Below are 26104 nucleotides of genomic sequence, written 5' to 3' on the forward strand. Positions count from 1 at the left end.
AGCGAGCGGAGCGCACGACCCGGATCAGTGCGCGGAGTACCCGCCGTCGACGAGGATGCTCTCGCCGGTCACGAACGAGGATTCGTCACCGGCGAGGAATAGCGCGAGGTTGGCGACTTCCTCAGGCTGGGCGATCCGCTTCAGTGGAGTGGCGGCCTCGATGCCGGCGATGAGATCGGCCGGCAGGTTCGGGGTCATTCCGGTGCTGATGACGCCCGGCAGGATGGCGTTGGCGCGGATGCCTCGGTCGGCGTATTCCACGGCCGCGGTCTTGGTCAGCATCACGATCCCGGCCTTGCTCGCGCAGTAGGCCGGCATGTTCGCGAACGCGACGGTGGCGGCCATCGAGGCGGTGCTGATGATCGACCCTCCGCCGGTGCGCAGCATCGCTGGGATGCCGAAGCGCATGCCGAGGAAAACGCCCTTGAGGTTTACTGCCAGCACACGATCCCATTCCTGTTCGGGATATTCGCCGGTCGGGGCCTGGTCGCCGTCGATTCCGGCGTTGTTGTACAGCACGTCGAGGCGGCCGAACCGGTCCAAGGTCGTCTGTACGAGGGACTCGACGTCGGCCGCGTTCGCGACGTCGGTGTGCACGGCCAGGGCGTGTTCCCCGAGTTCGTCGGCGACGGCCTTCTCATTGCCGGACACATCGGCGACGACCACGGCTGCTCCTTCGCGGCGAAACAGCCGGGCTGTCGCCGCACCGATGCCGGAACCGGCGCCAGTGACGATGGCGACTTTGCCGTACAGACGTGTGCTCATTGGGTTCTCGATTCTCTGAGTGGGGCTCGGGCTGTGCGCTGCGCGGGCCCGGCGGGCGTCTTGTAGATGTCAGGCGAGCACGAACATCGCGGTCAGGGAGGTGCCCACGACGAGGCACCAACCGCCGAAGAGCAGCCGCAGCGCGAGCGGGGCGTGCCGTAACTCCATGAAATGGTCGCCGATCAATTGGACTTTCACGACGCCGACGACGATTACGACGATCGCGGCGTTCTTGGTGCTGTTTCCGGCGCCGAGGTACCACGACAGTAGCGTTGCGGCCATCAGGGCGGTCCAGACGAGCAGCAACGTTCGGGCCTGCGGCCCGAGCGAGCGCCCGCTACCGGTGGACAGGAACTCGGTCATGGGTCACCTCGCGAGGTAGAGGAGGGGGAACAGGATGATCCAGAGCAGATCGACGAGGTGCCAGTAGATCGCGCCGGATTCCAGGGTGGCGTGGTCCTTGAGCGTTGCGACGCGGCGGCGGACCAGGCGCCACATGATCGTCAGGACCACGAGCCCGAGTAACAGGTGCAGCAGGTGGATTCCGGTGAAGACGAAGTAGTACATGTAGAAGTCGTTGGTGCCCGGTGTGTGTCCGGTGCTGACCTCGCTGTGATACTCGATCGCTTTGTTCGCGACGAAGGCGGTGCCGCAGAGCAGGGCCAGCGCGATGAGCCGGGCCGCCAGCCGATCCGCGTTCGCGCGCACTGCATGGACGGCGAGCGCGACGAACAGCGATCCGGTGAGCAGCAGCAGGGTGTTGATGGCGCCGAGGCCCAGGTTCAGCGTCGTCCTGGCCTGTTCGAAGACCTCGACCTGGCTGGACCTGCTGTAGGCGAAGACACCGAAGAATACCGAGAAGACGATCATGTCGCCGAGGACGAAGACCCACACTCCGACTTCGCCCGGTACGGGCGGCCCGGATGAGGAGCGGCGCGGCGTGCCGTGCAGCGCATTCCGCGTCGCTCCTCCGAAGGGGTCTGCGAACTCGGTCTCGAACGCGTCGATAGATCGAGCTGAGTTCACGACCGTGGTCCTCCGATCGTCATCGCTCCGCCGGGAGGTCCTGGCTGTGGACCAGGCCGCGGCGAACGTTGCGCATCGACAAGTAGCTGAAGGTCACCACCCAGATGCCGAAGATGATGAACACCTCCCACAGCGCGATGATGCCGTTCCAGCCGAACGCGCCACCCTTGAAGAACCAGGCGCCCGAACCGGGGATGTAGAGGATTCCGGTCCAGATGCTGAGGTAGCCACTCCAGCGGGGGAAGACGGGCTCGTTGGTCTTGTCCATGAGGATGGCCAGGCCGAGCGCGATCGCCCAGATCGTGAACGGCATCCACGTTCCCAGCAAGAGCATCCAACCGAGATCGTTGAGCGTCTGGGTGATCTCGGGCGAGATCTCACCGGGCCGGAAGGCGGCCGCCGCCCAGACGCCGGCCATCACAACGATCTGGGCTGTGCCGGTGGCCATGCCGGTCAGTTGGACGTAGGTCAGGACCGGGAAGGCGCCCTCCTTGCGCCTGGTCTGGACCGCCATCGCCACGCCCCAGGTGCCCATCAGCCCGTAGGCGCAGGCGGTGAAGATGAGGCCGATTCGGATGCGTGTTGTGTGCTTGGCGTAGAAGTCGGCGACCGTCTGCGCCGAGTCGCCCGGCAGGATCTCGGGCGGGAAGTAGCGGGCGAGCCAGACGCTGCCGATGCCGAAGAAGAAGATCATCAGCGGCCCACCCCAGGCGCACAGCAGCTGAGCTGTGCGGTTCATGCTCTGCGCCTCGGGCGAGCGGGGAGCAGCCGTATCGGTGGCGGCGAGTGTTTCGGCGGAGCGGCCCGCCACGGATTCCCTGAGACTCATGACGTCTCCTCTTGGTCGAAAGGGGTTGGCTCCGAATGGGTTCGGAATCGTGAGCCAGGTCTCAAGTGTCGGGAATCGCCCTCGCTCACTCGTCGTACCGGCGGGGGATTTCTGTCCCTCGGAAGTCGTAGGTACACCGGACCACAGAAACGAACAAACGTTTGTAGACGGCATCTGGCATCGTTCGACTCGCTTTGTGATGTGATTCACGGTCATGTGTTCTGCCGGTGCATGTCGCGTCGGCTGGCGAGTGACCGGCAGAAGGGAGACGCACCTCGGGCGATCCGAACCGACCAAGGCAGCAGCGTGAAAGCGCGTTGCCACAAGGATCGCCGGCCTGCTGGTGTTGATATCGAAATGTGCCATGCGAGGAGGACCGACAGGGCGCGGGCGCACAGGGTTTCGACTCTGCGGACCCGGACTCATCAGCTCGTGGAGCGCTACGGCCGCGAGGTCCCCTACCGCCGGCATCGGTGAGCCTGTGCGGAAGCTGATTCCGGCCGGCAAACGGATCGTCTACATCAGTCGTGGTGCGTATGCGTGCGAGTACACCGGCCAGGTGCTGACCGGGGCTTCGGCGAGGCTATTGTGCTGCGGCCGGATGCGTCGGGCTACAACGGTTTCTCGCGCGGGAATTCGTGAGGCAACTGGCCGAGCTCGACAGTCTCGGGGTCCCTGATTTGGCCCCGCACACCGTCGACGGACCGGGCACCGGGCTGACCTTCACATGCCTGGACTCCTCGGTCATCGGGGAGAGCGAGCGGATTCTCGCCGTCGAGGTCCTCGTCGATGTCCGTCGGCCGATCTCGATCGGCGTAGGGACGTTCGGACTATCCGGTAGTGGCGGCGTATTCGACCGTGTTCAGCAAGATATCGAGGAAGACTGCCCGCAATGTGAGATGTGATTCGCTCGCGATCGGACAAGCGCAGATGGGCATCGACCAGATCACGTTCCCGCTCAACGATTATCCCGACGTCGAGGCGCTCGTTCTCGGCCTCGACGATCTCGCGATCGGACTGTCCGACCGACTCGCGGGTCTTGGCGGGGGACATCGTCGAGCGCTACACCTACACGCCTGCCAGGTCGGGGGTCGAGGCGCTTGCCCAGGGTGAGCGCGCCGCGTCGTTGCCGAGCCCGCACCACAGGTGGGATCTCGCCGCCGCGATAGCTCACGTGTTCGTCCCGGTCGCCCGCTACGAATCTCGGCGGAGGTGTTGCCGTGGACGATCTGGGCTCACGATCTCGCTGTGGGTGTTCCGGGCGTCGGAAGGCCGAGGCGTGGTTGTCGACGACCATCAGCGGCAGTTCGCCCAACTGTGCGGCTGGTGAGCCGCTTCCGACGAGTCAGGGGATCGGATGACAAGCGAGACCGGGGCAGTCGAGTCGGCCATTTCGACTGCCCCGGTCTCGTCCCGCACCGGGCTGCGGTGCCTACTGGGCGGTGAGACCGCCGTCCACGATGTGCTCCATGCCGCTGATGTAGGAGGATTCGTCACTGGCCAGGAACAGGACCAGTTGCGAAACCTCATCGGGGTCCGCCATCCGGCGCAGTGGCACGTGCGCGGAGATGCCTCCGCCGTCGGCGTCGGTGGCCGCGGCCATCATGGGCGTCTTGATGTAGCCCGGGTGGACCGAGTTGACGCGAATGTTCTGCGGCCCGAATTCGGCAGCGGTGTGCTTGGTTATGCCGCGGATGGCGAACTTGCTGCCGACGTAGGCGAGGTTGGGGGCGCCGACGATGGACACGACGCCGGCAACCGAGGAGATGTTGACGATCGAGCCGCCGCCCGCAGCCTGCATGGAGGGAATGACCGCTTTCATACCGTAGAACTGGGAGTGCTGGTTCACGGCGATGACATCGAGATAATCCTTCTCGTCGATGTCGAGGATCGAGCTTATGGGGCCCAGGATGCCGGCGTTGTTGACCAGGATGTCAATGCGCCCGAAACGGCTCTCGGTGTCGGCGACGACCCGCTGCCAGTCGGCGAAGGAGGTGACGTCGTGGCGGAGGAACACCGCGTTATCGCCGAGTTCGGCCGCGATGGTGCGGCCGCGGTCTTCGTTGAGGTCAGTCAGGACGACCTGGGCTCCCTCTGCGACGAATCGGCGGGCGTGCGCTTCGCCCATGCCCTGTGCTGCTCCAGTGATGATCGCGGTCTTCCCGCTCAGACGTCCCATGGTTCTTCACCTCTATGTCGAGTACGCCGCGGGGCGCGGGCCCGGCGGCGCGATGGTTGTAACGAGCCCGAACGGCTCCGCCTCAGCCTGGCATAACAAACGATTGTTTGTCCATGATGCAGAACGGCCAAGGTGCCGCGGCCCTACGTCAGGGTGCTGTCAGCCCGTCGACGGCGGAGTCGGCCAGTGCTTCGCCGAATTCTTCGGTGCCCAAGCGGCCTTCGGGGGAGTACCACTCCGCCGCCGAGGTGAGCATGCCTATCACGGCCAGCACGGCGATCCGCTCGTTGCGTGCCTCCCGGAACGAACCCTCTCGGACACCGTCGCGGTAGATCTGTGTGAACACGTCCTCGTACTGTCGGCGCAGGGCGATGACACGCTCGCGTGGCTCGTTACTGAGGTATTGCCACTGGTGAAACGCCACGCGCGTCTGCTGAACGGTTTTCGAAAGCACCCGGACGTGGGCGCGGATCGCCCCGCGCATCCGTTCGGGCGCGGAATCGTCCGATTTGGCGAACGGTAGCAACTCGGTCAGGTAGTTCGTGATGCCCTCGGCGACGATATCGGCGAGGAGTTCCTCTTTGCTCGTGATGTGGGCGTAGAGGCTTCCCGGTAGCAGTCCGACGGCGTCGGCGATGTCGCGCATGCCGATCACCGGGAAGGTCTTGTCGCTGAACAGGGTCAGGGCGGCCTCACGGATCTGAACGATCGTCACGGGCCCGGTCTTGGTCGTGCTGCGTATGCGTTTGGCCCGCGGTGGCATTTACCCCTCCTGCTCGTGGTTCTCTCACTCGTCCACGTGCAGATTACACGTCTGCCCAACAAACAGTTGTTCCACGGTCGGCGTCTGTGGATACCCCGCAGCCAGAGCGGCCAGGAGAAAGTCGGCTATCGGCACATCGGTCGGCGCAAGCTCGAGACCGGTGGGCGCAACCCATTCCGGTGCCCAGTTCAGCGCTCCCAGTACTGCCAAGGTGGCGAACCGGATGTTGAGGTCGGCACGGAACGCGCCGGATTGCACACCATCGCTGATGATTTCGCGGTAGTACATCTCATAGCGGCGCCTCGATGCGACCACGTCGGCGCGTGCGCTCTCTCCAAGGAAGCGCCACTGGTGAAAGACGACCAGGGCACGTTCGGGATTCCCGGCGACCAGCGACAGATGGGCCGCGACAGCCTGTCGGAGCCGCTCACCGGGAGTCAGCCCGGCGTCGATGGAATCGACAGCGGCGAGGAACTCACGGATGCCGACGTCGACGATCTCGTGCAACATCGCCTGCTTGCTGGTGACGAAGGCGTAGATGCTTCCCGGCAGCATGCCGACCGCACGCGCGATATCGCGGATCGAGACAGCCGGGTAATCCCGTTCGCCGAATAGTGTCGTCGCTGCGGCGAGGATCGTCTGCCGGGGGGACGCCGCTGGCTCGGTGCTGATGTCGTTCACTGCGAAACTGATTGCGGGACAGTAGATTCCGGGTTAAATTTCCCCTGATTGAAGTGCGCGGGCCGTTTCTCGAGGAACGCCGTCACGCCCTCCCGTAGGTCGGGGTTGTAGTGCAGGGCGGCGATCGCCCAGTAGCTGCTGGTCATAGACGTGGCCAGGTCGACCTGCCAGCTCGATCGCAGCGCCTGTTTGGTGGCCTCCACTGCACGCCAGGACTTCGTGGCGATCCGGTGTGCAAGGGCGGTCGCCTGCTCGAGCAGCTCCTCGGCGGCGACGACGCGATTGACCAGCCCGATGTCGAGTGCGCGCTGGGCGTCGATGACGTCGCCGGTCAACGCAAGCTCGGCGGTCATCCCGGAGCCGATCAGCCGCGGCAGGAAGTAGGTTCCGCCGTTGCCGGGTGGCAGGCCCATGTTGATGTAGGTCTCGCCCAGCTTCGCCCGCTCGGAGCAGATCCGGATGTCACAGGCGAGTGCGAGGTCGAGCCCCCCGGCCGTGGCACCGCCGTTGATGGCGGCGATCACGGGCAGGCGTGAGGCGACGATGCGCTGGGTGAGCGGGAACAGGATGCGCGCGTTGTAGGGCTCGTGGTCCACCTGGTGACGGTTGTCGAGGTAGTCCTTCATGGCCTTCAGATCGGCGCCGGCCGAGAACTGCTTTCCGGCGCCGGTGAGCACCAGCGCGCGCACCTCGCGATCGGCTTCGAGAACGTCGAGGACGCGCATGAAGTCGCGAATCAGTTCGGGCACGACACCGTTGCCGCGATCGGGCCGATCGAGTGTGATGACGGCGATGTTGTCGATGCGATCGACGTACAGCGTCTCGAGTTGCTGCCGCACGATTGCTCCTTCGGTCGGTGGAGGACGGCGGTCCTCAACGGGTCAGAACGGTGGCCACTGTGGTGGCGTAGGCGCCGGCGAGCCATCCACCGGCGTTGACGGCCAGCGCCGTCCGCGCGCCCTCTACCTGCCGGGATCCTGCTCGGCCGGTCAGCTGGTCGAAAAGCTCTACGATCTGCGCGCATCCCGTGGCCCCGAGTGGGTGGCCCCGGCTGAGCAGACCTCCGCTCGTGTTGACCGGAACCCGGCCCCCAAGACTGGTTTGGCCCTTGCGGAGAAGCAGATGGCCCTCGCCCTCGGCACAGAGCCCGATCTCCCCGTACTGCAGGATTTCCGACGGGGCAGCGGCATCGTGAACTTCGACGACGTTGAGATCCTCCGGCCCGATTCCACTGGCGTCGTAGACTGCGCGCGCGGCCCGAGCCACCGGTGCCGACCCCGCACCGGTGCCAGATGCCACGTCGATGCCGCGGATCTCACACCCGCTGATTCCGGCCCGCGCGCGGTACCGTTCCGAGACCAGGAGCACCGCCGCCGCTCCGTCTGTGGTGGGCGAGCACATCGGCAGTGTCAGCGGGTCCACGATCATCCGTGCCGCGAGTACGTCTTCGACGGTTTGCGGTGCGGTGAACTGGGCGCGGGGGTTGAGGGCTCCGTGGGTGCGGTTCTTGACCGCCACGGCAGCGAAGTCCTCGACCGAGGCGCCGTACTCGACCATGTAGGTCTGCGCCTCCTCGGCGTAGACGTCGAGCAGCGCCGAACTCTTCAGCTCGCGGGAAGCGTCGTCTTCGTCGATGTCGGAGACGTCGGTGGCTCCGCGGATCGCGGCGAAGGTCCGGTGCTTGTCCTCGCTGGACAGCTTCTCCACTCCGACGGCCAAGGCCACGTCGCAGCGTCCTGCGCTGATTGCGTCGAAGGCGCCCAGAATCGCGCTGCTTCCCGAGGCGCAGGCGTTCTCGACGTTCACCAGCGGGATTCCCGCGAGCGGGGTGCGCCGCAGCGCGACCTGGCCCCGGATCATCTCCTGTCCGGTCAGCAGCCCGGCCGCGCCGTTGCCGAAGTAGAGGCGTCCCAGTTCCGACACCTCGATCCCGGCGTCGCGCAGCGCCTCCGCGGCGGCGGCACCGGCCAGGCTGCCGATGCTGCGGTCGGTCCGGCTGACGAATGGTGTCATGCCCACGCCGGCGATGAATACTCTGTTCACAGCTGTCTCCTGGGATTCCGGGACCGGTCAGGGTGTCGGCGCGGCGACACCGCGTGCGCCGCCGCCGACCTTGCGGTCGTGCCCGATCCAGTAGCGATCGCGAACCTCGCGTCGCAGGACCTTGCCGTACGCGCTGACCGGAAGATCGGGAACGAACTCCACGGCCTTGGGCTTCTTGTAACCGGCCAGGCTGTCGGCGCAGTAGCGGATCAGTTCGTCGGCGTCGGCGTGCTGCCCCTCTTCGAGCACTACGACGGCGTGTACCGCCTCACCCCAGTACTCGTCGGGGATGCCGAAGACCACGACGTCGGCCACCGCCGGATGAGTGATGAGCACCTCTTCGACTTCACGCGGATAGACGTTGTTGCCACCGGAGACGACCATGTCCTTGGTGCGGTCGAGCAGGAACAGGTAGCCGCCTTCGTCGAAGGTGCCCACGTCGCCGGTGTGCAGCCAGCCGTCACGCAGGGTCTCGGCGGTCGCTTCGGGGTTGTTCCAGTAGCCGCGCATCACCACATCGCCGCGGACGATGATCTCGCCGGGCTCACCGGCAGCGACGGGCAGGCCGTCGGGATCCACCACGCGGACCTCGACATCGGTCCGCGCGATTCCGGCCGACCCCAGGCGGGGGTCGTCGGTGGCCGCGAACCGAGCATGCATCGCCCGGTCCAGCCCGGTCGCGGTGATCGGTGCCTCGCCCTGCCCGTAGATCTGGGAGAAGATCGGTCCGAAGGTCGCGACGGCGCTCTTGAGGTGTTCGAGGTAGATCGGTGCACCGCCATAGCACACGGCCTTGAGGGTGCTCAGGTCGAAACGGGCTGGATCGTACTTGTCGAGCAGCGCGACGATCTGTGTCGGCGCGAGGAACGCGATGTGCGAGACCTGATGCCGGGCAACGGTTTCGAACAGCAGCTCGGGGGAGAAGCTGAGGGCGTCGAGGATGACGTTGGTCGCTCCGCGTGCGATCGTGGGCAGCGCGACGATACCGCTACCGTGCGAGAGCGGCGCCGCGTGCAGCACGACGTCCTCCGCCCCGATGTTGTAGACATCGGAGAGGTAGTTCATCACCACGACCCGGCCGGTGCGGTGGGTCCAGGTCGCGCCCTTGGGCCGGCCGGTCGTGCCGGAGGTATAGAACAGCCAGCTGGCGTCCTCGGAGGTGATCTCCACCGCGGCAGGCAGGGCATCCGGCGAATTCAGCAGGTTCCTATAGTTCTCGGCTCCCGATTCGCCGTTGACCTCGAAGCGCCACTCGATCCCGTCGAATTCGGTGAGGTGGCGCTCGATCTCGGCGGCGAATGCCGCACTGTGGATGAGTACCCGGGCCCCGGAGGAGCGGGCGATGTAGGCCATCTCCTTGGCGTGCAGCCGGGCGTTCATGGGAACCACGACGAGTCCGGCGGCCAGGCAACCGAACACGGTTTCAAGAACCTCGGGGCTGTTGTGCAGCGCGAAGGCCACTCGGTCGCCGCGCTGCAGGCCGCGGCCGAGGAGTTCGCCGCCGATATTCAGGGCGCGCCGGTAGAGCTCGGCGTAGGTAATGGTGCGCGTGCCGTGCACGATCGCGGCACGGTCGGGATGGTGGGTCGCCGACTTGGCCAGGAAGGCGGCGATGTTCATCTCAGGAGTCGGCGTCATCGCCGTGTCCTTCCGGAACGAAGTAGGCGATGTGGCGTCCCCCATCCGGCGTGGCGTCGAAGCGCACCCGCATGTCGCAGCGGTAGTGGTCCCATTCGCCGTCGGCGCCCGGGCGCAACCGGGCCAGCAGTTGCACTCCCTCGTCGAGTTTGACCACGCCCAGGGTGTAGGGTAGGTCGGCCTCGAAACCGGTCGGCGCGCCGATTCGCTGGATGGTGAAACTATGCAGGGTGCCGCCGCCGGCGGCGGGAGTCCAGCCCAGATCGGTGCTGCCACACACCGGGCACAGGTACTTCGGGTACATGATCGGCGCGGCGCAGTCGCCGCACTGCTGGATCACGAGTTCCCCGCGCTCCAGCGCGGCGTAGTACTGCTCGGTCAACGGTGTCGTCATTGTCTCTGCCTCACTTGTCCACGCGCTCGAGCAGGAGCACTTGGCTGTCCATGTATGTGCCGCCGGTGCCGCCGCAGACCGCTCGCCTGCAGTTCGGGATCTGCCGATCCGCTTCCGCGCGGCCCAGCAGCTGGCGGATGCCCTCGACGAGCAGGGCGGTCCCACCGCCGACGCCGGTGTGTCCGGCCGAGAGCAGGCCGCCGTTGGTGTTGACCGGCAGGCGGCCACCGGGAGAGAACTCACCGGCGGCGAACAGCCGTGCGCCCTCGTTCGGCTTGCACAGCCCGAGCCCTTCCAACCCGATGGTCAGCACCGCGGCGTAGGAGTCGTAGACCTCGGCGATGTCGGCGTCGTCGGGGCCCCAGCCGGCTTGCTCGTAGGCGCGATCACCGGCGGTCTTCCAGCCCAGCACCGCCAGGTCGTTCTCCTGGCCGATGCTGTAGTGCGAGACACACCCGCCGGATCCGGCGATCCGTGCCCACCGGTCGTGGTTGCGCCGGGCGTTGGCGGTGCTGGTCATCACGTATGCGGCCGCGCCGTCGGCGAGCATCGGGCATTCCATCGCGTGGATGGGATCGCAGATCATCTTGGAGGACAGGACCTTCTCGATGGTGAGGTCCTTGTCCTTGTACATCGCGTTGGGGTTGAGCCGAGCCCACTGCCGCAGTGCGACGCAGACCGCGGCCATCTCTTCGGCGGTGGAGCCGGACGCAGCCATGTAGCGCTGCGTGATCAGCCCGCCGACCGCGTTGAATGTCAGCCCGGTGGGGCGTTCCCACTCGCGCGGGATCCCGTAGCCGCTGAGCATGTCGACCATGTCGGCCACCGGCGCCGAGCCCCACTTGTCGGCCTGGACGACCAGGACGTTCTTGGCCTGGCCGCTGGCGATGAGGCCGGCCGCTACCCGGGTGATGTTGTCGCTGGTCGAGCCGCCCGAGTGCAGCATCGCGCTGGCTTTGGCGCGGCCGTGGAGGCCGAGTTCTTCGATCACTCGGGAGAAGATGAGGTCGGCTTGGTCGTCGGGCGAGTGCAAGCACGGGATGAGCAGCACGGTGTCGATGTCGGCGATCTGCAATCCGGCATCCTTGACGGCCGCCGCGGCGACCTGGACGAGCGAGCCGATGAAGGGCCGCTCGGGGTACTTGCCCGACGGAAGTTCGGCGACACCGATGAAGGCGGCTTCCAGCGGGCTGCCATCCATAGGGTTCGTGCCGAGATCGGTCGTGGTCATTGCTCAGCCTTTCAGATCGTGACGACGTTTGGCCTGCAGAACCATCTGGACGGTCATGACCGTCTCATCGTTCTGGTTGAGGATCGAGTAGTCGATTGAGAGAATCCCCTGATCAGGGCGTCGAGAGGGATCCGCGGCGACGACTTCGGCGCGCACCCGCACGGTGTCACCGGGGCGAACCGGCTTGAGGGCCCTGATGGAGCGGACCTCGCGCATCGCCACGATCGCGTCGCCGTAGAACCCGGCCAGGGCCACCAGCCCGACGGCGATCGAGAAGGTCAGAGGCCCGTGCGCGATGCGGGTCCCGAACTGGGTCGTGCTCGCGTACTGCTCGTCGGTGTGCAGCGGGTAGTGGTCACCGGTCAGGCCGGCGAACTGCGAGATGTCGCCGATATCGATCGTGCGACCGCCGGTCGTGCACACGGTGCCGACCGGGAAGTCCTCGAATCGCCGTTCGGCTGCGGTGGCGCTTGCTTCGGCCGTGGTCACTGTTCTCCCATTCCGAGGTCGATGGCGGCCAGCGCTTCGTGCGCCAGCCCGTACCCGAGGTCGGCTTCGAGAAGGCGGCGCAGCGGGCGGGTAAGCACCTTGCGCGCGTAGCGGCGGGCCAGCAGGGGCTTCTCGGCGATGGTGCGCGCGACTTCCCACGCGCGCGGCAGCAGCGCGTCGGCGGCTAGCACTTCGTTGACCGCGCCGTACTCGAGCGCTGTGCGGGCGTCGAGTTCCCGGCCGGAGAGCAGGAAGTGGCGGCCGCGGTTGGGGCCGAGCACGTACGGCCACACGACGTGCGCGCCGTCTCCGGGGACGATCCCGGAGGGGAAGTGGGGGCCGTCCTGGAAGCTGGCCGACTCCGAGGCCAGGACGATGTCGGAGACGATCGGGATCTCGGGATGGTTCGTGACCGGGCCATTGATCGCGGAGATGACCGGGACTTCGATGCTGAGCAGGTTGTTGAGCAGTCGCTGGCCCTCGAAGATGATCTCGTCCCAGTCGTGGGGGGTGCCGAGGTTGAACGAGGTGAAGTCGATCTCGGCGCAGAACGAATCGCCGGCGCCGGTCAGGATGACGACTTTGTTCTCGCGATCGCAGGCGATGTGCTGGAAGCAGTAGGCGAGCTCGTCGTGGGCGGTCGCGGTCCAGACGAGGCTTTTGCCCTCAGTGTGCACCGTGACGAGCAGGATCCCGTTGTCACGTTCGAGGCGGATGTTCTCGAACTGCGTCGAGTACTCGGCAAACGGTGCCGGGAAATGCTTCATCGGACTTCCTCCCAATGGGACGAACAAGTGTTTGTTTATGAACCATAACACTCAGTGAACTGGGCAACAAGGGTTGGCGATTACTACTGTACAAACGTATGTTTTATGGAATTGCCGGAAGCTTTCCCAGACGGCGAGGAGCCGAGATGACCCCACCGAACCGTGCCGCTGCACCAGCCGTTCGAACCACCAAGCAGGATCAATTGGTCCGCGAGGCGATCCGATTGTTCAGCGCGCAGAGCTACGCGGGCACGTCGATCCGTGACCTCGGCGAGGCGCTCGGTATCAAGCCGGGCAGCGTCTACGCCCACATCGAGAGCAAACAGGCGCTGCTGGTCCGGGTCGTCGAACAGGGCATCGACCAATATCTCGCGGCGACCGCGCGCCTGGTCGGCCCGCCGGCGCAGAGACTGGGCGCGTTGGTTCACGCCCATATCGGCGTGGTCGCCTCCGATATCGACCAGGCGCTGGTCGTCTATCACCAGTGGCGTCACATCCACGAGCCCGACCGGCGCCGCATCGTGGGCAAACGCCACGCCTACGAACGGGTGGTCGGGCACATCCTCGACGAGGGCGTCGCGACCGGCGAATTCCGCCTCGCGGCCGACAAGGCATCCTCGGTCCGCGGAATTCTCGGAATCCTGAACTGGAGCCCGGAATGGCTGTCCCCGGACGGGCCTGCGTCGCTGGCGGCCGTCGGAGAAGCGCTTGCCCGGATCGTGCTCGCCGGTGTCGGCGCTGGTCATGGTTCGGGCCAGTTCGCGGTGGCGAGGACCGCTCCGGACAGTGCAGCAGGCACAGCCGAGACGATGGTGCGCTTCCCGAACAGCCAACGCCGGCCGTCGTAGCGGAAAATATCGTGGTAGGTGCCCAGCGCCAGAAGATGCAGCACCGACTCTTCGGTGCGCACTGCCAGGACCCGGGCGGTGCCGCGGGCGACAGCTGGATGTTCCGCGTCGATCAGGACGTCGGTCACCATGTGCGAGCTGCCGTGTGAGCGGGCCGTTGCGACCGCGAAGAACTGCTCCAGTGCCGGTCGGCCGATGACAGGTGGCGCACCCGGCGGTGTGAAGACGCCGTCGGCGGTGAACAGTGCGGCACATGCAGCGGCGTCGGCGCGATCGAACGCGTGGGTATAGCGCGCGTAGAGCTCGAGGAGCTCGAGACGGTCGATGAGGTCGAGCGCGCGCTGGACCGGATAGCGTGGATCCGGGGCATTGTCGGTCATCGTCACAGCCCCTCTGCCGGGGCGGGCTTGCGCAACGCCAGGCGGTTCCTGATGAACTCGCGCGGGCTGTTGGAAGCGAATACGCCGGTCACGGCACCATCGACGACAACATTGGCGACGAAGGTGCCCTGCTCGAGGGAACCGGTGAGTACCTCGAGGGTGCAGCCGTCGGCGGCACTGCCGGCGAACTGCAGGCGATGTCCGAACTGTTCGGTCCAGAAGAAGCCATCACCGAGATCGGCGTTGTAGGGGGTTGCTGTCAGGGCATGGGCTGTGCGCCGGGCGCTGTCGGCGGCCGCGGTCCAGTGCTGGATGTCCTCGTCGATGAGTTGGTCGCGCACGCGGACTATATCGCCGACGCCGAAGATATTCGGATCGCTGGTTCTCCCGTCCAGATCACAGATCAGGCCGCGGTCGACGGCCAGCCCCGCGTCGGCGAGCCAGTCGAGTTCGCGGGCCACACCGGCACCGACCACGACGAGATCGGCGCTGCGCCAGGTGCCGTCGCCCAGCGTGACGGTGATCCCGGTGCCGTTTTCGGTCACCGAGGACACCGGCACGGAACTCGTAATGCGTACGCCGTTCGTCTCGTGCACCGATGCCACCCACTGCGACAGCTCCCTGCCGAGGATCGAGATCATCGGCCCTTCGTCAGCGGCGACGACGTCGACCTCGAGCCCGAGATGGCGGGCAGAGGAAGCGACCTCGAGTCCGATGAAGCCGCTGCCGATCACCAGCACTCGTTCGGCGGAGAGCAGTGCCTGTCGCAGCCGCGCGGCATCATCTACGGTGCGCAGGTAGTGAACCCGCTCGGACGGGTCGAGTCCCGATAGACGCCGCGCGGTCGCTCCGGTCGCTACGACGAGCTGCCCGTAGGGAACCTTGGCACCGTCGGCGAGCCGCACCGATCGCCCGGCCCGGTCGAGCGCGGCCACTCGGTGCCCGAGATGAAGGGACAGATCGAGAGCGGCCGAGGTCTTCGAGTTGAGAAGACCCAGGTCCTCTTCGGTGAGCTCGCCGAGCAGGTAGTCCTTCGACAGCGGAGGGCGGTCGTAGGGCGCGGTGGCTTCCTCGCTCAGCAGATGGATCGGGCGGCCGTAGCCGAGGTTGCGCAGCCCTTGAGCTGTCCGTACAGCGGCGAGGCCGCCCCCGACGATGACGATGTCATTGGCACTGTCGAGCATATCTACCTCACCGTTTCGACTCGTGCTGCCAGGGCCTGGGCGGCCATGGTCACCAACTTGAATTTCTGCACCCGTCCGGTGACGGTGACCGGGAGATCGCGTTCGGCGATCACGAGAATGTGCGCAGGCACCTTGAAGCGCGCCAATAGTTCGCCGCAATAGGCGATTAGCTCGGCTTCGTCGACGGTCCGGCCTTCGGCGGCGACGACGACGGCGCAGCCGACCTCGCCCAGACGGTCGTGGGGCACACCCACCACATGGGCGACCCGGACCGACTCGTGGCGATTCAGTACCGACTCAACCTCCGAGGGCAGGACCAGTTCGCCGCCGAAACGGTAGGACTCCTTGATTCGGCCGGTGAGCGTCAGGTAGCCGTCCTCGTCGAGCCGGCCGAGGTCACCGGTGTGCATCCACCCGTCCTCGGTGAACAACTCGGCGGTCTCGGTCGGTTTGCGGTAATAGCCCGGAGTGACTGCGGGACCTCGCACGACCAGTTCTCCAACCTCGCCGGCGGGGAGATCTGCGCCGGTGTCGGTCGCGATCACCTTGTAGACCGCCATCGCGCCTTTGAAGTCCGGTGAACCGGCCCCGGCGGCCGGTTTGACGGTGCCGTTGGTCGTCTGCAGGCGTGAGAGCGGGTCGCCGGGTCGGGTGCACATCGTTGAAGCGGTGGTCTCGCTCTGGCCGTACGCGGTGAACAGTTCGTGCACACCGAGGACATCGAGCATCTGCTGCCACATCCCGGGGCTGTGCGGGGCGCCGGAGGAGAACATCGTCGACAGCGCGGACAGGTCGAAGTCGCCTTCGGCGGCGGCTTCGAGCAAGCGGGTGGTCATTGCCGGTACACATATCAGCTCGTCGATGTGGAAACGAGCCACGCTCTGCAGCATTTTCGCGGGGTCGAACACCACTTGGGGTGCGACCGCGCCACCGACATAGATAGCTGCGACCATGGCCTCGATGTAGCCGAATACGTGATACATCGGCAGCGCGTACCCGATTCGACGGCCGTCCTGGAAGGCCCGCGTGTAGGCCGAGGCGTAGGCGGTACGGGTGACCGCGTCATGGGTCAACATGACACCTTTGGGCTTACCCGTGGTGCCGGAGGTGTACAGGATGTCGGAGACCGTCCGCGTATCGGTGCTGCGGGTGAGCATCAGCACTTCGTCGTCGGTAACCGCTGCGCCGGCGGCCTCGAGGCACGACAACGGTGCTCCCCGGTGCGGTGTCGCCGGATCGACGGGGCGCACGAAGATCTGCTGTAGCCGCGGGACCGTAACCCCGCCCCCGGATTCTTCCCAGCTCGGCGCGATGCGGTCCAGGCAGTCCAGGTAGTCCAGCCCACGTAGACGATCCATCGTGATCAAGACCTTCGCGTCGGACTGGCGCAGCACATACGCCAGTTCCTCGTGGCGCAGCAGGTAGTTGATCGCGACCGAGACCGCGCCGAGGCGGGAGATGGCGAGCTTGAGGGAGATGAAGTCGGGCAGGTTCGCCATGTCGACGGCGACGTGATCGCCCGGTCGCACTCCGATAGTGAGCAGCCCGGCTGCCAGCCGTATCGACCAACGCTGGGTGTCAGCGTAGGTGTAGGTCTGCTTATCGGTGAAGATGAATGGGCGCTGGGGGTGTTCGGCGGCGACCTCATCGAACAGCTGGGCAACGGTGCGGGTGTGCCACGGGGTGTAGCGAGTGTCGAGTGCAGCGCGGCGCTCGGTGGCGGATTCGATAGTCATGGTGGCGATCTCCGTCTCACGGAAGGGGGATCTCAGGGCGGGCGTGGGCCCGGATCTCGTCGGGGTCGAAGCCGGCTTCGCGCAGGACCTCTTCGGTGTGTTGTCCCAGCTTCGGGGGTGGCTGCAATCGGATGTCGCGGTTTCGATCAATCGGTAGACGGACCTGCACTTCGTCGGCGGGGAAGGACACAACCAGCCCCCGCTCGTGGGTCAAGGGGTGTGCGAGGGCCGCCTCGAGGGAATTGACCGGTCCGACCGGCACACCGGCGTTGGCGATGCGTTCGAGCCAGTACGCGCAGGTCTGTGTGGCGAAGACCGTGTCCAGCTTGGTATTGAGCACTTCGCGGTGGAGTACTCGATCCTCGACTTTGGCGAACCGCGGATCCCCGGTCAGATGCTCGAGCCCCATCGCTGTGCACAACTTGGCGAACAACCCATCGGTAGCCGCAGCAACCACGATCGAACCGTCACTGGCCATGTATTCCTGATATGGCGCGGTGCTAGGTGCCGCCGAGCCCATCCGCTGTGGATGGTAGTCGGCTGCGAGCAGGCCGACGATCTGGTGCGACATCAGGAAAAGCGCGCTGTCGATCAGGCTCGATTCGAGCTTGATCGGTGCAGACCGTCGCCCCCTGTCGGCCAGTGCGGCCATCACCGACACCGCGGCCCACAGCCCGGTAGAGATGTCGATGGCCGAGGGGGCAGTGCGCGCCGGCCGCCCTGCTGGGTCCCCCGTAAGAGCCATGATCCCGGTGAACGCTTGGACCAGCGCGTCGTAGCCCGGACGGCTGCGACCCAACGAGCCGCTACCGAACGCGTCGATCGAACAGTAGATGACGCGGGGATTGACCTCGCAGAGGTCATCGAACCCGAGCCCGAGCCGATCGGCGACTCCGGGTCGGAACGATTCCACGAAGACGTCGGTGCCTTTGGCGATCCGAAGCACGGCATCACGACCGGCCGGCGTTCGGATGTCGAGGGCCGCGCTGCGTTTGTTGCGGTTGTAGGTGGAGAAGACTGTGCCCGTGCCGTCGTGCTGGGGTGGTAGCAGCCGGGTGGAGTCACCGCCGACGGGGCGTTCCACCTTGATGACGTCGGCGCCGAGATCGGCCATGATCATGCAGGCGAGCGGACCGGCGATGTTTTCGGTGAGGTCGAGCACCTTGATGTCCTCGTAGGTATCGTGCAGGCCCATCTGGCTCGCCATCCTTGGTAGGGAACGGGGGAGGTGATCGCAGCTGTCTCCCGAAAAAACAATCACTTGTTTATTGCTAGCACGACCAGCTAGTGTGGTCAACACCACAGCCGATCGGGCTGCGGGCCTACATCACTTCAGGAGGGTTCATGGACTTCCGTTTCACCGACGAGCAGCAGATGTGGTCCGATACTGTCCACGCCTTCATGGATCGCGAGGTCGGTCTGGAGTACATCCGCAAGCACGACGAGTCGCGCGAGTTCCCTCACGACGCATACAAGAAGATTGCCGAACGCGGCTGGCTGGGGCTGCTGATCCCGGAGCAGTACGGCGGTCTCGAAGCCGACCCGGTGATGTACGCGATCTTCTGTGAAGCGATTGCCAAGTACAGCCTCGACTTCGCCGCGGCGATCATGACCTCGATGTTCACTGCCACCAACATCGCCTTCCACGGTAGCGACGCCCAGCGCGAGAAGTACCTGCCCGGCTTCCTCGACGGCGACACCAAGTTCAGTATCTCGATCACCGAGCCCAACGCGGGGTCCGACGCCGCCGGCCTACGTACCCGCGCGGTGCAGGACGGGGATTCGTGGGTCCTCAACGGCAACAAGGTGTTCTGCTCGGGCGCGCATCTGCCGAACACGGTCATCGCGGTCATGGCCCGCACCGCTGAGGACAAGCACAAGGGCTTGAGCATGATCCTGGTGCCCAACACCACCGACGGGGTCGACGTCCGCAAACTCGACACCATCGTGCGCCGGACGCTCGGCACCACCGAGATATTCCTGACCGATGCCCGCGTCCCGATCGAGAACATCATCGGTGAACCCGGCGACGGCTGGAAGGTCGTCGGCGGTCACTTGGAGTGGGAACGGTTGAGCCTGGCGGCCACCTACGTCGGCAACGCTCGGACGGCGCTCGACGATACGATCCGCTACACGAAGGATCGCACGCAGTTCGGCCGTCCGCTGTCGTCGTTCCAGGTGCTCAAGCACCGTATGGCGCAGGACGAGTGCGAGGTGCAGGCGGCTCGCCTGCTGGTCTACAGCGCGGCGACGAAGCTCGCCCGCGGCGAGAAGGTCCTGAAGGAGGTCTCGATCGCCAAGGTCTTCGCGGCCAAGACGGCTTTCCAGGTGGCCACCAACGGCATGCAGGCCCTCGGCGGCTACGCGACTCTGCCCGACTACGACATGGAGCGCTACTTCCGGGAAGCCAAGCACGGCATGGTGGGTGGCGGCACCAACGAGATTCAGTACAGCATCATCGCCAAGCAGATGGGCCTGTGATCCGCTGTCGGGCTACCGGATCTTGACGAGGAGCGGGCAAACGTCCACTCTGGAAAAAACAAACGATTGTTAGTGGTGGAGGCTGTTCATGCTAGGCAACACGGTGGTGGTCGATGCGGTCGTACATCCATACGACCTCTGTTCCGCCAATCAGGCACCCGGTGCCGAGTGTCAGCTCGAGGCTGTCTATGGAGCCCATCGCCTCGCCTTCGGCGATCGGTACCGCGGTCACGTGCTCACCAGGGAAGAGTTCTTCACGGATTTCTCCTACGAAGCGATGGCGGAGGCGCTCTTCGTCGAGAGCCCGGTGGATTTCGCGGTGATCCACTCCTTGCCCAGCTTGGGTTTCGTGCGCGATCACGTGACGAAACCGGAGCGGGCAGCGGCCTTGGTCGAGAAGTACCCGCAGCGATTCCAGATGTATGCCACTGTGGACGCGCCGCAGACCGATGTGGCAATCGCGCAGCTCGAGCAGCAGGTCGCCGACTACCCGGTTATCGGTCTCAAGCTCTATCCGGCATTCTTCTACGACGGCCGCGGCGAGGGCTGGCGGATGGACAGCCTCGAATACGCGGCCCCGTTGCTGGAAGCCGCGCGGGATCTGGGATTGCGCAACATCGCGGTCCACAAGGCGCTGTGGCTCAAGCCCGCGCCGAAGGAAGCCTTCGCTATCGACGATCTGCACGAAGCGCTGGACCGGTTCTCCGATCTGCGCATCCAGATGGTGCACGCCGGCACCGCGTTCCTGGACCAGACCGTCGATCTGTTGCGTAATCACCCCAACATGTACGCAACGCTCGAGACGACCTTTCAGTACCTCGTCTCCAAGCCCGAACTGTTCGGCCGGGTGCTCGGAACGCTGCTGACCCACTGCGGCTCCGAGCAGCTGATGTTCTCGAGCGGGGTGAACCTGATGCACCCCGCACCGCTGCTGGCGGAATTCGCGGACTACACGATTCCCGAGGCCATTCTCGACGAATTCGACCTGCGCCAGATCACCGAAGAGGACAGGCGCAACATACTCGGCCGCAACAGCCTGCGCCTGCAAGCGCTGACCGACGAAGAGATCCTGGCCGGGATCGACGGCGACGGATTCAGCCGGCTTCGTGAATCCGACGACCGCATCGGCCCGTGGCATGCGCTGCGCGCCGGGACGACGGCGGGAGCGGTCTCGTGATCCCCACACGCCAGCAGGTGCTCGACAAGATCGACACGGTTCCCGAGCCCTGCTCGCTGCTCATGCACGACGCGATGAGCGTGAAGGAGATGGGCCTAGTCGACGAGGTGCGGATTCAGGACGGACGAGTGGAAATCGAACTCGTGCTGACCGATACCTCCTGCATCCATCTCACCTCGATGAGTCGTTACATCGCCGACGCCGTCGGGGAACTCGACGGTGTCGATCACGTGGAGGTCATCCCCTCCACCCGCAAACTCTGGACCCCGGATCGCGTCCAGCGCGGTCTCCCGATCTCCCCGACCACGCCACACACACGCCGCGGACTGCCCGCGGTGGTGGTTGCCGACCACGGCATCGCGGAAAGGACATCGAAATGACCAACAGCGAAGCGAACCCCACCAGCGGCGACTTCGAGCCCTACCCCATGGGGATGACCATGGCCGAGAAGCAGTACCCACTGCCGCCGGCCAAGGTCGACGTCGAGATCTACCGCGACGAGGGCCGATACCACCGGGAACTCGAGAACGTCCTACTCGAGGCGTGGTTCCCGGTGCACCCGTCCTCTGACGTAGCCGCGCCCAAGGACTACATCGTCTGGGAGCAGATGGGCCAATCGGTCGTGATTACCCGGCGCGCCGACGGGACGGTGGCCGCATGGCACAACGTATGCCAGCACCGCGGCGCTCGCCTGGTCAACGGTTCCGGAAACTGCAAGATCGGCAAGTTCAAATGCCCCTGGCACGGGTTCGTCTACAACCTTGACGGCGAGGTGACCAGCGTTCCGCTGCGTGAATCGTTCGACGAGTGCGACCTTGAAGGGTTGCGAGCACCGGCGGTGCGCGCCGAGGAATGGGGCGGCTGGATCTGGCTGTCGTTCTCCGAACGGATCCCCGCACTGCGCGAATACCTGGGAACCATCGGCGACGAGCTTGAAGGGTACGACCTCGAGGAATTCACCACGGTCTATCGTACGAGCGTCACCTTGAAGGCGAACTGGAAGATCGTCGTCGATGCATTCAACGAGACCTGGCATGTGCCCTTCACCCACAAGGACACGCTCGCCGGAACGGTGATGTGGCGGGACGCCATCCTGAAGATCACCGAGCCCCACACGTGGATGACGATCCCGATCCGCGGCTTCACCGACAAGGCCGCGGAAGGCGCCGATCACCGCACGTCACACCTGTGCCACTACCTGGTCTTCCCGAACACCATCTTTAGCTGTTTCCCGACGCATCTGCAGATGTGGTCGGCCTGGCCGGTCTCGCTCGACGAGACAGTGCTGTGCGCGTACCAGATCGTGGGCCCGACTCCGCCCGGGCGGACCGACGAGAAATGGGCGAAGGCCAACAAACGGGACTGGGAGGCGTTCCTCGAGGTCGTGGGTGAGGACTCCGAGGTGATCAACGACTTCGCCCGCGTAATCGGATCGCGCGGCTTCACCCGCAACCTGTTCAACACTGCCGAGAGCCGGCTGACCTCCTTCCACGAGCAGGTCGAGAAGCGGCTGTAGAGGAGAAGAAATGCCGAACGTCCGCGTGAACCGGGAGAAATGCGAGGGCTACGGGAACTGTGTCCTGGCCTGCCCGGGAGTGTTTGACATCGATGACGAGGGACTGGTGATCTTCGACTCCGAAGCCGCCGCGTCGGCGTCGATGGAGGATCTGCGCCGCGGCGCCTACGACTGCCCGACCGAGTCCATCGTGATCGAGGACTGAACCGGAACGACCGAACCGGTCGAGTGGGAGCTTCCGTGTCAGTTCGATGGTCGGTACCATCGGCAATTCGATCGAGGCCGGCGAGGCGCTGATCGGTGCCGCGTTGTCTGCCTATTGGCTGGCGGCCGCCGCGAGCATTCTCGTGGCATTCAGCGCCCGCTCGCCCGGGACGCTGGCGGTGGCGCTCGCGATCGCCGGCCTCGCTCCCCCGCTCGCGTACTGGCTGTCAATCTCGTGGTGATGGCCAATGTTCCGGCACGACGTCGGGCGCTGGCGTTCGCCGTGTCCAGCGCCAGCTCGGTCGCGGCCCTGATGCTGGCCGGGGCGATCGGGCCGGTGCTGCAGCAGGTGCTCGCGGGCGCGGTACTGGTACTGGGCGGGTGCCTGGCACTCTTCGCGGCAGGGTGCCTTCACCTCCGCGCCCCCATCGTCGCCTCCTCCCGCAGCACCACAGGGCGTGATCGCGGACGGCGCGAATCGGCTGGCGCCGCTGGTCGCGATGATATGTGGTGTGTTGGCCGCCAATACTGCGCTGGGTGGCGCTACTTGGTTCGCGGTCATGGCAGCGAGGTCGATTTCGCTACCGGGATCGGCTGTGGCAGTGGCGATTCCGGTGGCTGCCGGTTACTCGATCCTGTTCCGGTTGCTGTGCGCGCTCATGGTGGACCGCCGGGATGTGGACCCGACGCTGTGGTGCGCGGTGATGATGGCCTCGTGCGCCAGCTTCGCCCCGCTGGCCCCGGGACAGCGCTGGAGAGCTTCGTGCTCGGTCTGGCGCTGGTCCTGATACCGGGATGGTCGTGGATCTCCATGCTGGTTCACGCGGTCATGGGTCGATACCCTGCCGATGTCGCCGCCGCCTTGGGCGTGGTGCAGATCGGATAACTTCATCGGCGGTGTCGCCGGCCCGGCCCTGATGGGGTGCTGGTCTCGGCGACGGAACCCACGCCGTGGAGTGGTCGGTGATGGCCGGCGCAGCGCTGATCGGGGCACTGGCTGCAGCGATCCGGGTGCGCTGGTTACCGGCCTATCGCCGCGTTGCGTGCTTGTGAGGTATCCGGCGCAGGGAGCGGGGCACAGCCGGATACCCCACTCGCTCAATCGGAGGGATGCATCGCCTCGTGAGCGATCTTGAGCATTGCTCCGACGTCAGTGAGTTTGTTGCGCGGGCGACGTTGTTCGCGGCCCCGGGCCCGCTCGGCGGCGTCGATCGCCTGCCAGCCACGCAGATCCACCGCTTCGGGGCGGCGCTGGCCGATCAGCGCGCGTAGCGCGTGTCGATCATGCTCGGGCTTGGGCCGGGCGAGCCGCCCCGCGAGTAGATCGGTGAAGAACGACCGGACTGTCTCCTGCGCGCACGTCTTATTGGTCCCGATCACCCCGAAAGGTCCCCGCTTGATCCAGCCGGCGGTGTACACCCCGAGCAGCGGTTGACCGGTACGGGGGTCGATTACGCGCCCGTCGACGTTGGGCAGCACACCTCGTTCGTCGTCGAAGGGCACGCCCGGCACCGGCCTGCCGCGGTAACCAATGGAACGCAGGACCATGGCGGTGTCGATGATCTCGCGGTCGTCGGTTGCGCGGGCCTTCAAGGTGCCGTCCCCGCCCTGGTACAACTCATTGCGCACGATCTCGAGCCCTTCCACCCGGTCTTCGCCCACGATCCGGGTCGGGCTGGTGAGGTAGCGCAGGACGATTCGCTTGTTCGCCGGGTCCGGACGGCGTAGGGAGATCTCCTCCGCCACACGGGTTTTGAGGTGCATCGAGTACGGGCCGTCGATGCCGTCGACTGCGGCGCGGCTGTTCGGGTCGAGATCGAGCTCACCTTCCGCGATCACCACATCTACCCCCGGAATGCGTTGCAGCGCCAGCAGTTCAGGGCTGGTGTAGGCGGCCTGCGCCGGTCCGCGGCGCCCGAGCACCACTACTTCCCGGATGCGGCTTTGGCGGAGCGAGGCCAGGGCGTGCACGGCGATGTCGGTCCGAGCGAGCTGGTCGGGGTTGGTGACCAGGATCCGCGCGACATCGAGGGCGACGTTGCCGTTGCCGACCACCACCGCCCGCTCGCCACTGAGGTCGAAGTGTCGGTCGGCGTAGTCGGGGTGCCCGTTGTACCAGGCCACGAACTCGGTCGCGGCCACGCTGCCGGGAAGCTCTTCGCCGGGGATCCCCAGTCTGCGATCGGACATGGCACCGACGGTGTAGATCACCGCGTGGTGGTACTCGAGCAGTTCCTCATGCGAGATGTGCTCACCAACACTGACATTGAGGTGGAATCCGAACGAGACCTTGGTGGAAGTCCGGCGGAACGTTTCGGTGATGATCTTGGTTCCGAAGTGGTCGGGTGCGACTCCGGCACGGACGAGTCCCCAGGGGGTGGGCAGGCGGTCGAACATCTCGACCTCGATAGCGCCGTTGCTTCCCTGGGTGAGCAGTTCTTCTGCCGCGTAGGCTCCGGCCGGTCCGGAGCCCACTACCGCGACCCGGACCGGGACCTCGTCGCGCGGAACCTTCAGCGAGGTCAGCGGAATGAACGGCATGCCAGCCGATTCGAGCGGGTGTCGCTGGAAGTACTCGGCGTTGATCGCGGCGTAGCGGTCGTACTTCTCGGGCAGTTCGTCTTCGTAGAAGATCGCGTCCACCGGGCACGCGTCCTTGCACGCACCACAGTCGATGCAGGTCTGCGGGTCGATGTAGAGCATCTCGCTGGTGCGGTACTCCAGGTCGCCCGGCCTCGGGCGGATGCAGTCGACCGGGCAGACCTCGACACACGAGGCATCGTTACAGCAGGGCTGGGTGACAACGTAAGACATCGTGATTCCTTGGTGTGCTGGGCCGACCGCGTCCAACGGGTCGAGGTCAGTGCGCGGTCCATCCGCCGTCGATCACGAAGGTCTGACCGACGATGAAGTCCCCACCGGCACTCAGCAGGTGCACGGCGAGCGAGGCGACGTCCTCGGGCTGCCCGAGCCGCCCGGCAGGGGTGCCGGCGATCATCGCGTCGTAGAGCTCCTTCGGAATGTCGCCGAGGATGGGGGTCTCGATGGTGCCGGGGGCGATCACGTTGACCCGCACCTTGTCGGCGGCGTATTGGATCGAGGTCTGCCTCGACAGCGCGATGATGCCGCCCTTGGCGGCGGCGTAGGCGGCGGTGTTCTGCATCCCGATCAGTGCCGCGACCGAGGAGATATTGACGATCTTGCCGCCGCCGGACTCGATCATGGACGGGATCACCGCCTGCATGCCGAGCCACATCCCCTTCAGGTCGATGTCGAGGATGAGGTTCCAGCCGTCCTCGGTCAGATCCACGGCGGTGTCGGGGGTGGGGGAGACGATGCCGGCGACCTGGCACAGGCCGCTGATGCGGCCGAACTGCGAAAGCGTGTCGGCGGCGACGTTCTGCCAGCCCCCGCGGTCACGCACGTCCAGTTCGTGCGCGCGGGCCTGGCCACCCTCCTCGCGGATAGCTTCGGCGGTCTCGTCGGCGGCTTTGATGTCGGTGCAGATCACCGTGGCCCCGGCGCGGGCGGCGGCAAGCGCGGAGGACCGGCCGATTCCGGATCCAGCGCCGGTCACGATAACGATCTGATCGGTGAGAGTGGTCATTTGCAGTTCCTTCGAGAGTTATCGGTGCCGAGCACTGGCGGTGGTCCGGTACCACGGAGTCTCCGGACAGAGATGCCGGTCCCAACGGGCTGAGCGCCTTACGTCGGTCGGCAGTGCATGCATATGCCGAGTTGCGGGCGGTCTTCGACGTGTTTCGCATGTTAAT

Annotated in this window: 30 protein-coding genes; 9 read left to right on the forward strand and 21 right to left on the reverse strand. The window is 65.8% G+C overall.

Going from position 1 to position 26104, the window contains the following annotated elements; translation table 11 throughout:
- Positions 1–24: 24 nt before the first annotated feature.
- The 4 genes from ACWEQQ_RS28550 to ACWEQQ_RS28565 all read right to left on the reverse strand — a co-directional run bounded on the left by ACWEQQ_RS28550 (position 25) and on the right by ACWEQQ_RS28565 (position 2620).
- Positions 25–765: an SDR family NAD(P)-dependent oxidoreductase gene (locus ACWEQQ_RS28550; protein WP_452350419.1), complete on the reverse strand. Its 741-nt coding sequence runs from the start codon at positions 763–765 to the stop codon at positions 25–27.
- A 69-nt stretch (positions 766–834) separates the two neighbouring features.
- A complete protein-coding gene (locus tag ACWEQQ_RS28555) occupies positions 835–1128 on the reverse strand; it encodes a cytochrome C oxidase subunit IV family protein (RefSeq protein WP_452350420.1) in 294 nt (97 codons plus the stop codon).
- Positions 1129–1131: 3 nt separating this feature from the next.
- Positions 1132–1791: a cytochrome c oxidase subunit 3 gene (locus tag ACWEQQ_RS28560; protein ID WP_452350421.1), complete on the reverse strand. Its 660-nt coding sequence runs from the start codon at positions 1789–1791 to the stop codon at positions 1132–1134.
- A gap of 19 nt (positions 1792–1810) precedes the next feature.
- A complete protein-coding gene (locus tag ACWEQQ_RS28565; protein WP_452350422.1) occupies positions 1811–2620 on the reverse strand; it encodes a hypothetical protein in 810 nt (269 codons plus the stop codon).
- Positions 2621–3258: 638 nt separating this feature from the next.
- On the opposite strand from ACWEQQ_RS28565, the gene ACWEQQ_RS28570 reads away from it, so the two are divergent.
- Positions 3259–3525 (forward strand): hypothetical protein, encoded by a 267-nt coding sequence (locus ACWEQQ_RS28570; RefSeq protein WP_452350423.1) that lies wholly within the window; start codon positions 3259–3261, stop codon positions 3523–3525.
- A gap of 527 nt (positions 3526–4052) precedes the next feature.
- Here the strand turns inward: ACWEQQ_RS28570 and ACWEQQ_RS28575 are convergent.
- The 10 genes from ACWEQQ_RS28575 to ACWEQQ_RS28620 all read right to left on the reverse strand — a co-directional run bounded on the left by ACWEQQ_RS28575 (position 4053) and on the right by ACWEQQ_RS28620 (position 12805).
- The gene (locus ACWEQQ_RS28575; protein ID WP_452350424.1) at positions 4053–4799 is read right to left on the reverse strand and encodes an SDR family NAD(P)-dependent oxidoreductase; all 747 of its coding nucleotides are present in this window, start codon (positions 4797–4799) and stop codon (positions 4053–4055) included.
- Between the two features lie 148 nt (positions 4800–4947).
- Positions 4948–5514: a TetR/AcrR family transcriptional regulator gene (locus ACWEQQ_RS28580; RefSeq protein WP_452350425.1), complete on the reverse strand. Its 567-nt coding sequence runs from the start codon at positions 5512–5514 to the stop codon at positions 4948–4950.
- 72 nt (positions 5515–5586) lie between these two features.
- Positions 5587–6243 carry a TetR/AcrR family transcriptional regulator gene (locus tag ACWEQQ_RS28585; RefSeq protein WP_452350426.1) on the reverse strand — a complete coding sequence of 219 codons (657 nt, stop codon included), beginning with the start codon at positions 6241–6243 and terminating at the stop codon, positions 5587–5589.
- A complete protein-coding gene (locus ACWEQQ_RS28590) occupies positions 6240–7082 on the reverse strand; it encodes an enoyl-CoA hydratase/isomerase family protein (RefSeq protein ID WP_452350427.1) in 843 nt (280 codons plus the stop codon). The genes ACWEQQ_RS28585 and ACWEQQ_RS28590 overlap by 4 nt, the downstream gene beginning before the upstream one ends.
- A 34-nt stretch (positions 7083–7116) precedes the next feature.
- Positions 7117–8286, reverse strand: a complete 1170-nt coding sequence (locus ACWEQQ_RS28595; protein WP_452350428.1) for a thiolase family protein — start codon at positions 8284–8286, stop codon at positions 7117–7119.
- A 27-nt stretch (positions 8287–8313) separates the two neighbouring features.
- The gene (locus tag ACWEQQ_RS28600; RefSeq protein ID WP_452350429.1) at positions 8314–9924 is read right to left on the reverse strand and encodes a class I adenylate-forming enzyme family protein; all 1611 of its coding nucleotides are present in this window, start codon (positions 9922–9924) and stop codon (positions 8314–8316) included.
- Positions 9908–10318 carry a Zn-ribbon domain-containing OB-fold protein gene (locus tag ACWEQQ_RS28605; RefSeq protein ID WP_452350430.1) on the reverse strand — a complete coding sequence of 137 codons (411 nt, stop codon included), beginning with the start codon at positions 10316–10318 and terminating at the stop codon, positions 9908–9910. Before ACWEQQ_RS28605 ends, ACWEQQ_RS28600 begins: the two co-directional genes overlap by 17 nt.
- Before the next feature lie 10 nt (positions 10319–10328).
- Entirely contained in the window at positions 10329–11549 is a 1221-nt protein-coding gene (locus ACWEQQ_RS28610) for a thiolase family protein (RefSeq protein ID WP_452350431.1), read from the reverse strand.
- A gap of 3 nt (positions 11550–11552) precedes the next feature.
- On the reverse strand, positions 11553–12038 hold the full coding sequence (locus ACWEQQ_RS28615) for a MaoC/PaaZ C-terminal domain-containing protein (protein WP_354850011.1): 486 nt from the start codon (positions 12036–12038) through the stop codon (positions 11553–11555).
- On the reverse strand, positions 12035–12805 hold the full coding sequence (locus ACWEQQ_RS28620) for an enoyl-CoA hydratase/isomerase family protein (RefSeq protein ID WP_452350432.1): 771 nt from the start codon (positions 12803–12805) through the stop codon (positions 12035–12037). Before ACWEQQ_RS28620 ends, ACWEQQ_RS28615 begins: the two co-directional genes overlap by 4 nt.
- A 146-nt stretch (positions 12806–12951) precedes the next feature.
- Here ACWEQQ_RS28620 and ACWEQQ_RS28625 point away from each other — a divergent pair, with 146 nt between their 5' ends.
- The gene (locus ACWEQQ_RS28625; protein WP_452350433.1) at positions 12952–13653 is read left to right on the forward strand and encodes a TetR/AcrR family transcriptional regulator; all 702 of its coding nucleotides are present in this window, start codon (positions 12952–12954) and stop codon (positions 13651–13653) included.
- On the opposite strand, the gene ACWEQQ_RS28630 is transcribed toward ACWEQQ_RS28625, so the two are convergent.
- The 4 genes from ACWEQQ_RS28630 to ACWEQQ_RS28645 are packed head-to-tail and all read right to left on the reverse strand — an operon-like array spanning position 13548 to position 18115.
- Positions 13548–14033 carry a nuclear transport factor 2 family protein gene (locus ACWEQQ_RS28630; protein ID WP_452350434.1) on the reverse strand — a complete coding sequence of 162 codons (486 nt, stop codon included), beginning with the start codon at positions 14031–14033 and terminating at the stop codon, positions 13548–13550. The two genes, ACWEQQ_RS28625 and ACWEQQ_RS28630, sit on opposite strands and share 106 nt — an antisense overlap.
- A gap of 2 nt (positions 14034–14035) precedes the next feature.
- Positions 14036–15217 carry an NAD(P)/FAD-dependent oxidoreductase gene (locus ACWEQQ_RS28635; RefSeq protein WP_452350435.1) on the reverse strand — a complete coding sequence of 394 codons (1182 nt, stop codon included), beginning with the start codon at positions 15215–15217 and terminating at the stop codon, positions 14036–14038.
- A 2-nt stretch (positions 15218–15219) separates the two neighbouring features.
- Positions 15220–16953 carry a class I adenylate-forming enzyme family protein gene (locus tag ACWEQQ_RS28640; protein WP_452350436.1) on the reverse strand — a complete coding sequence of 578 codons (1734 nt, stop codon included), beginning with the start codon at positions 16951–16953 and terminating at the stop codon, positions 15220–15222.
- Between the two features lie 16 nt (positions 16954–16969).
- Positions 16970–18115, reverse strand: a complete 1146-nt coding sequence (locus tag ACWEQQ_RS28645; RefSeq protein ID WP_452350437.1) for a CaiB/BaiF CoA transferase family protein — start codon at positions 18113–18115, stop codon at positions 16970–16972.
- A gap of 182 nt (positions 18116–18297) precedes the next feature.
- Here ACWEQQ_RS28645 and ACWEQQ_RS28650 point away from each other — a divergent pair, with 182 nt between their 5' ends.
- Positions 18298–19434 (forward strand): acyl-CoA dehydrogenase family protein, encoded by a 1137-nt coding sequence (locus ACWEQQ_RS28650; protein ID WP_452350438.1) that lies wholly within the window; start codon positions 18298–18300, stop codon positions 19432–19434.
- 91 nt (positions 19435–19525) lie between these two features.
- On the opposite strand, the gene ACWEQQ_RS28655 is transcribed toward ACWEQQ_RS28650, so the two are convergent.
- Positions 19526–19666, reverse strand: a complete 141-nt coding sequence (locus tag ACWEQQ_RS28655; RefSeq protein WP_452350439.1) for a hypothetical protein — start codon at positions 19664–19666, stop codon at positions 19526–19528.
- Here ACWEQQ_RS28655 and ACWEQQ_RS28660 point away from each other — a divergent pair, their 5' ends adjacent.
- From ACWEQQ_RS28660 to ACWEQQ_RS28685, 6 genes are all read left to right on the forward strand, one after another.
- On the forward strand, positions 19667–20611 hold the full coding sequence (locus ACWEQQ_RS28660; protein WP_452350440.1) for an amidohydrolase family protein: 945 nt from the start codon (positions 19667–19669) through the stop codon (positions 20609–20611). It begins immediately after the preceding gene.
- Entirely contained in the window at positions 20608–20991 is a 384-nt protein-coding gene (locus ACWEQQ_RS28665) for an iron-sulfur cluster assembly protein (protein WP_452350441.1), read from the forward strand. The genes ACWEQQ_RS28660 and ACWEQQ_RS28665 overlap by 4 nt, the downstream gene beginning before the upstream one ends.
- The gene (locus ACWEQQ_RS28670; RefSeq protein ID WP_452350442.1) at positions 20988–22127 is read left to right on the forward strand and encodes an aromatic ring-hydroxylating oxygenase subunit alpha; all 1140 of its coding nucleotides are present in this window, start codon (positions 20988–20990) and stop codon (positions 22125–22127) included. Before ACWEQQ_RS28665 ends, ACWEQQ_RS28670 begins: the two co-directional genes overlap by 4 nt.
- Before the next feature lie 10 nt (positions 22128–22137).
- Entirely contained in the window at positions 22138–22332 is a 195-nt protein-coding gene (locus tag ACWEQQ_RS28675) for a ferredoxin (protein ID WP_452350443.1), read from the forward strand.
- A 46-nt stretch (positions 22333–22378) separates the two neighbouring features.
- Positions 22379–22573 (forward strand): hypothetical protein, encoded by a 195-nt coding sequence (locus tag ACWEQQ_RS28680; RefSeq protein WP_452350444.1) that lies wholly within the window; start codon positions 22379–22381, stop codon positions 22571–22573.
- Between the two features lie 354 nt (positions 22574–22927).
- Complete coding sequence (locus ACWEQQ_RS28685; RefSeq protein WP_452350445.1) at positions 22928–23119, forward strand: hypothetical protein; 192 nt, start codon at positions 22928–22930, stop codon at positions 23117–23119.
- A 310-nt stretch (positions 23120–23429) separates the two neighbouring features.
- On the opposite strand, the gene ACWEQQ_RS28690 is transcribed toward ACWEQQ_RS28685, so the two are convergent.
- A complete protein-coding gene (locus tag ACWEQQ_RS28690) occupies positions 23430–25145 on the reverse strand; it encodes an FAD-dependent oxidoreductase (protein WP_452350446.1) in 1716 nt (571 codons plus the stop codon).
- 46 nt (positions 25146–25191) lie between these two features.
- Positions 25192–25938, reverse strand: coding sequence for an SDR family NAD(P)-dependent oxidoreductase (locus ACWEQQ_RS28695; protein ID WP_452350447.1), 747 nt, complete (start codon positions 25936–25938; stop codon positions 25192–25194).
- Positions 25939–26104 lie beyond the last annotated feature (166 nt).

This window comes from Nocardia sp. NPDC004123 (genome assembly GCF_053603795.1).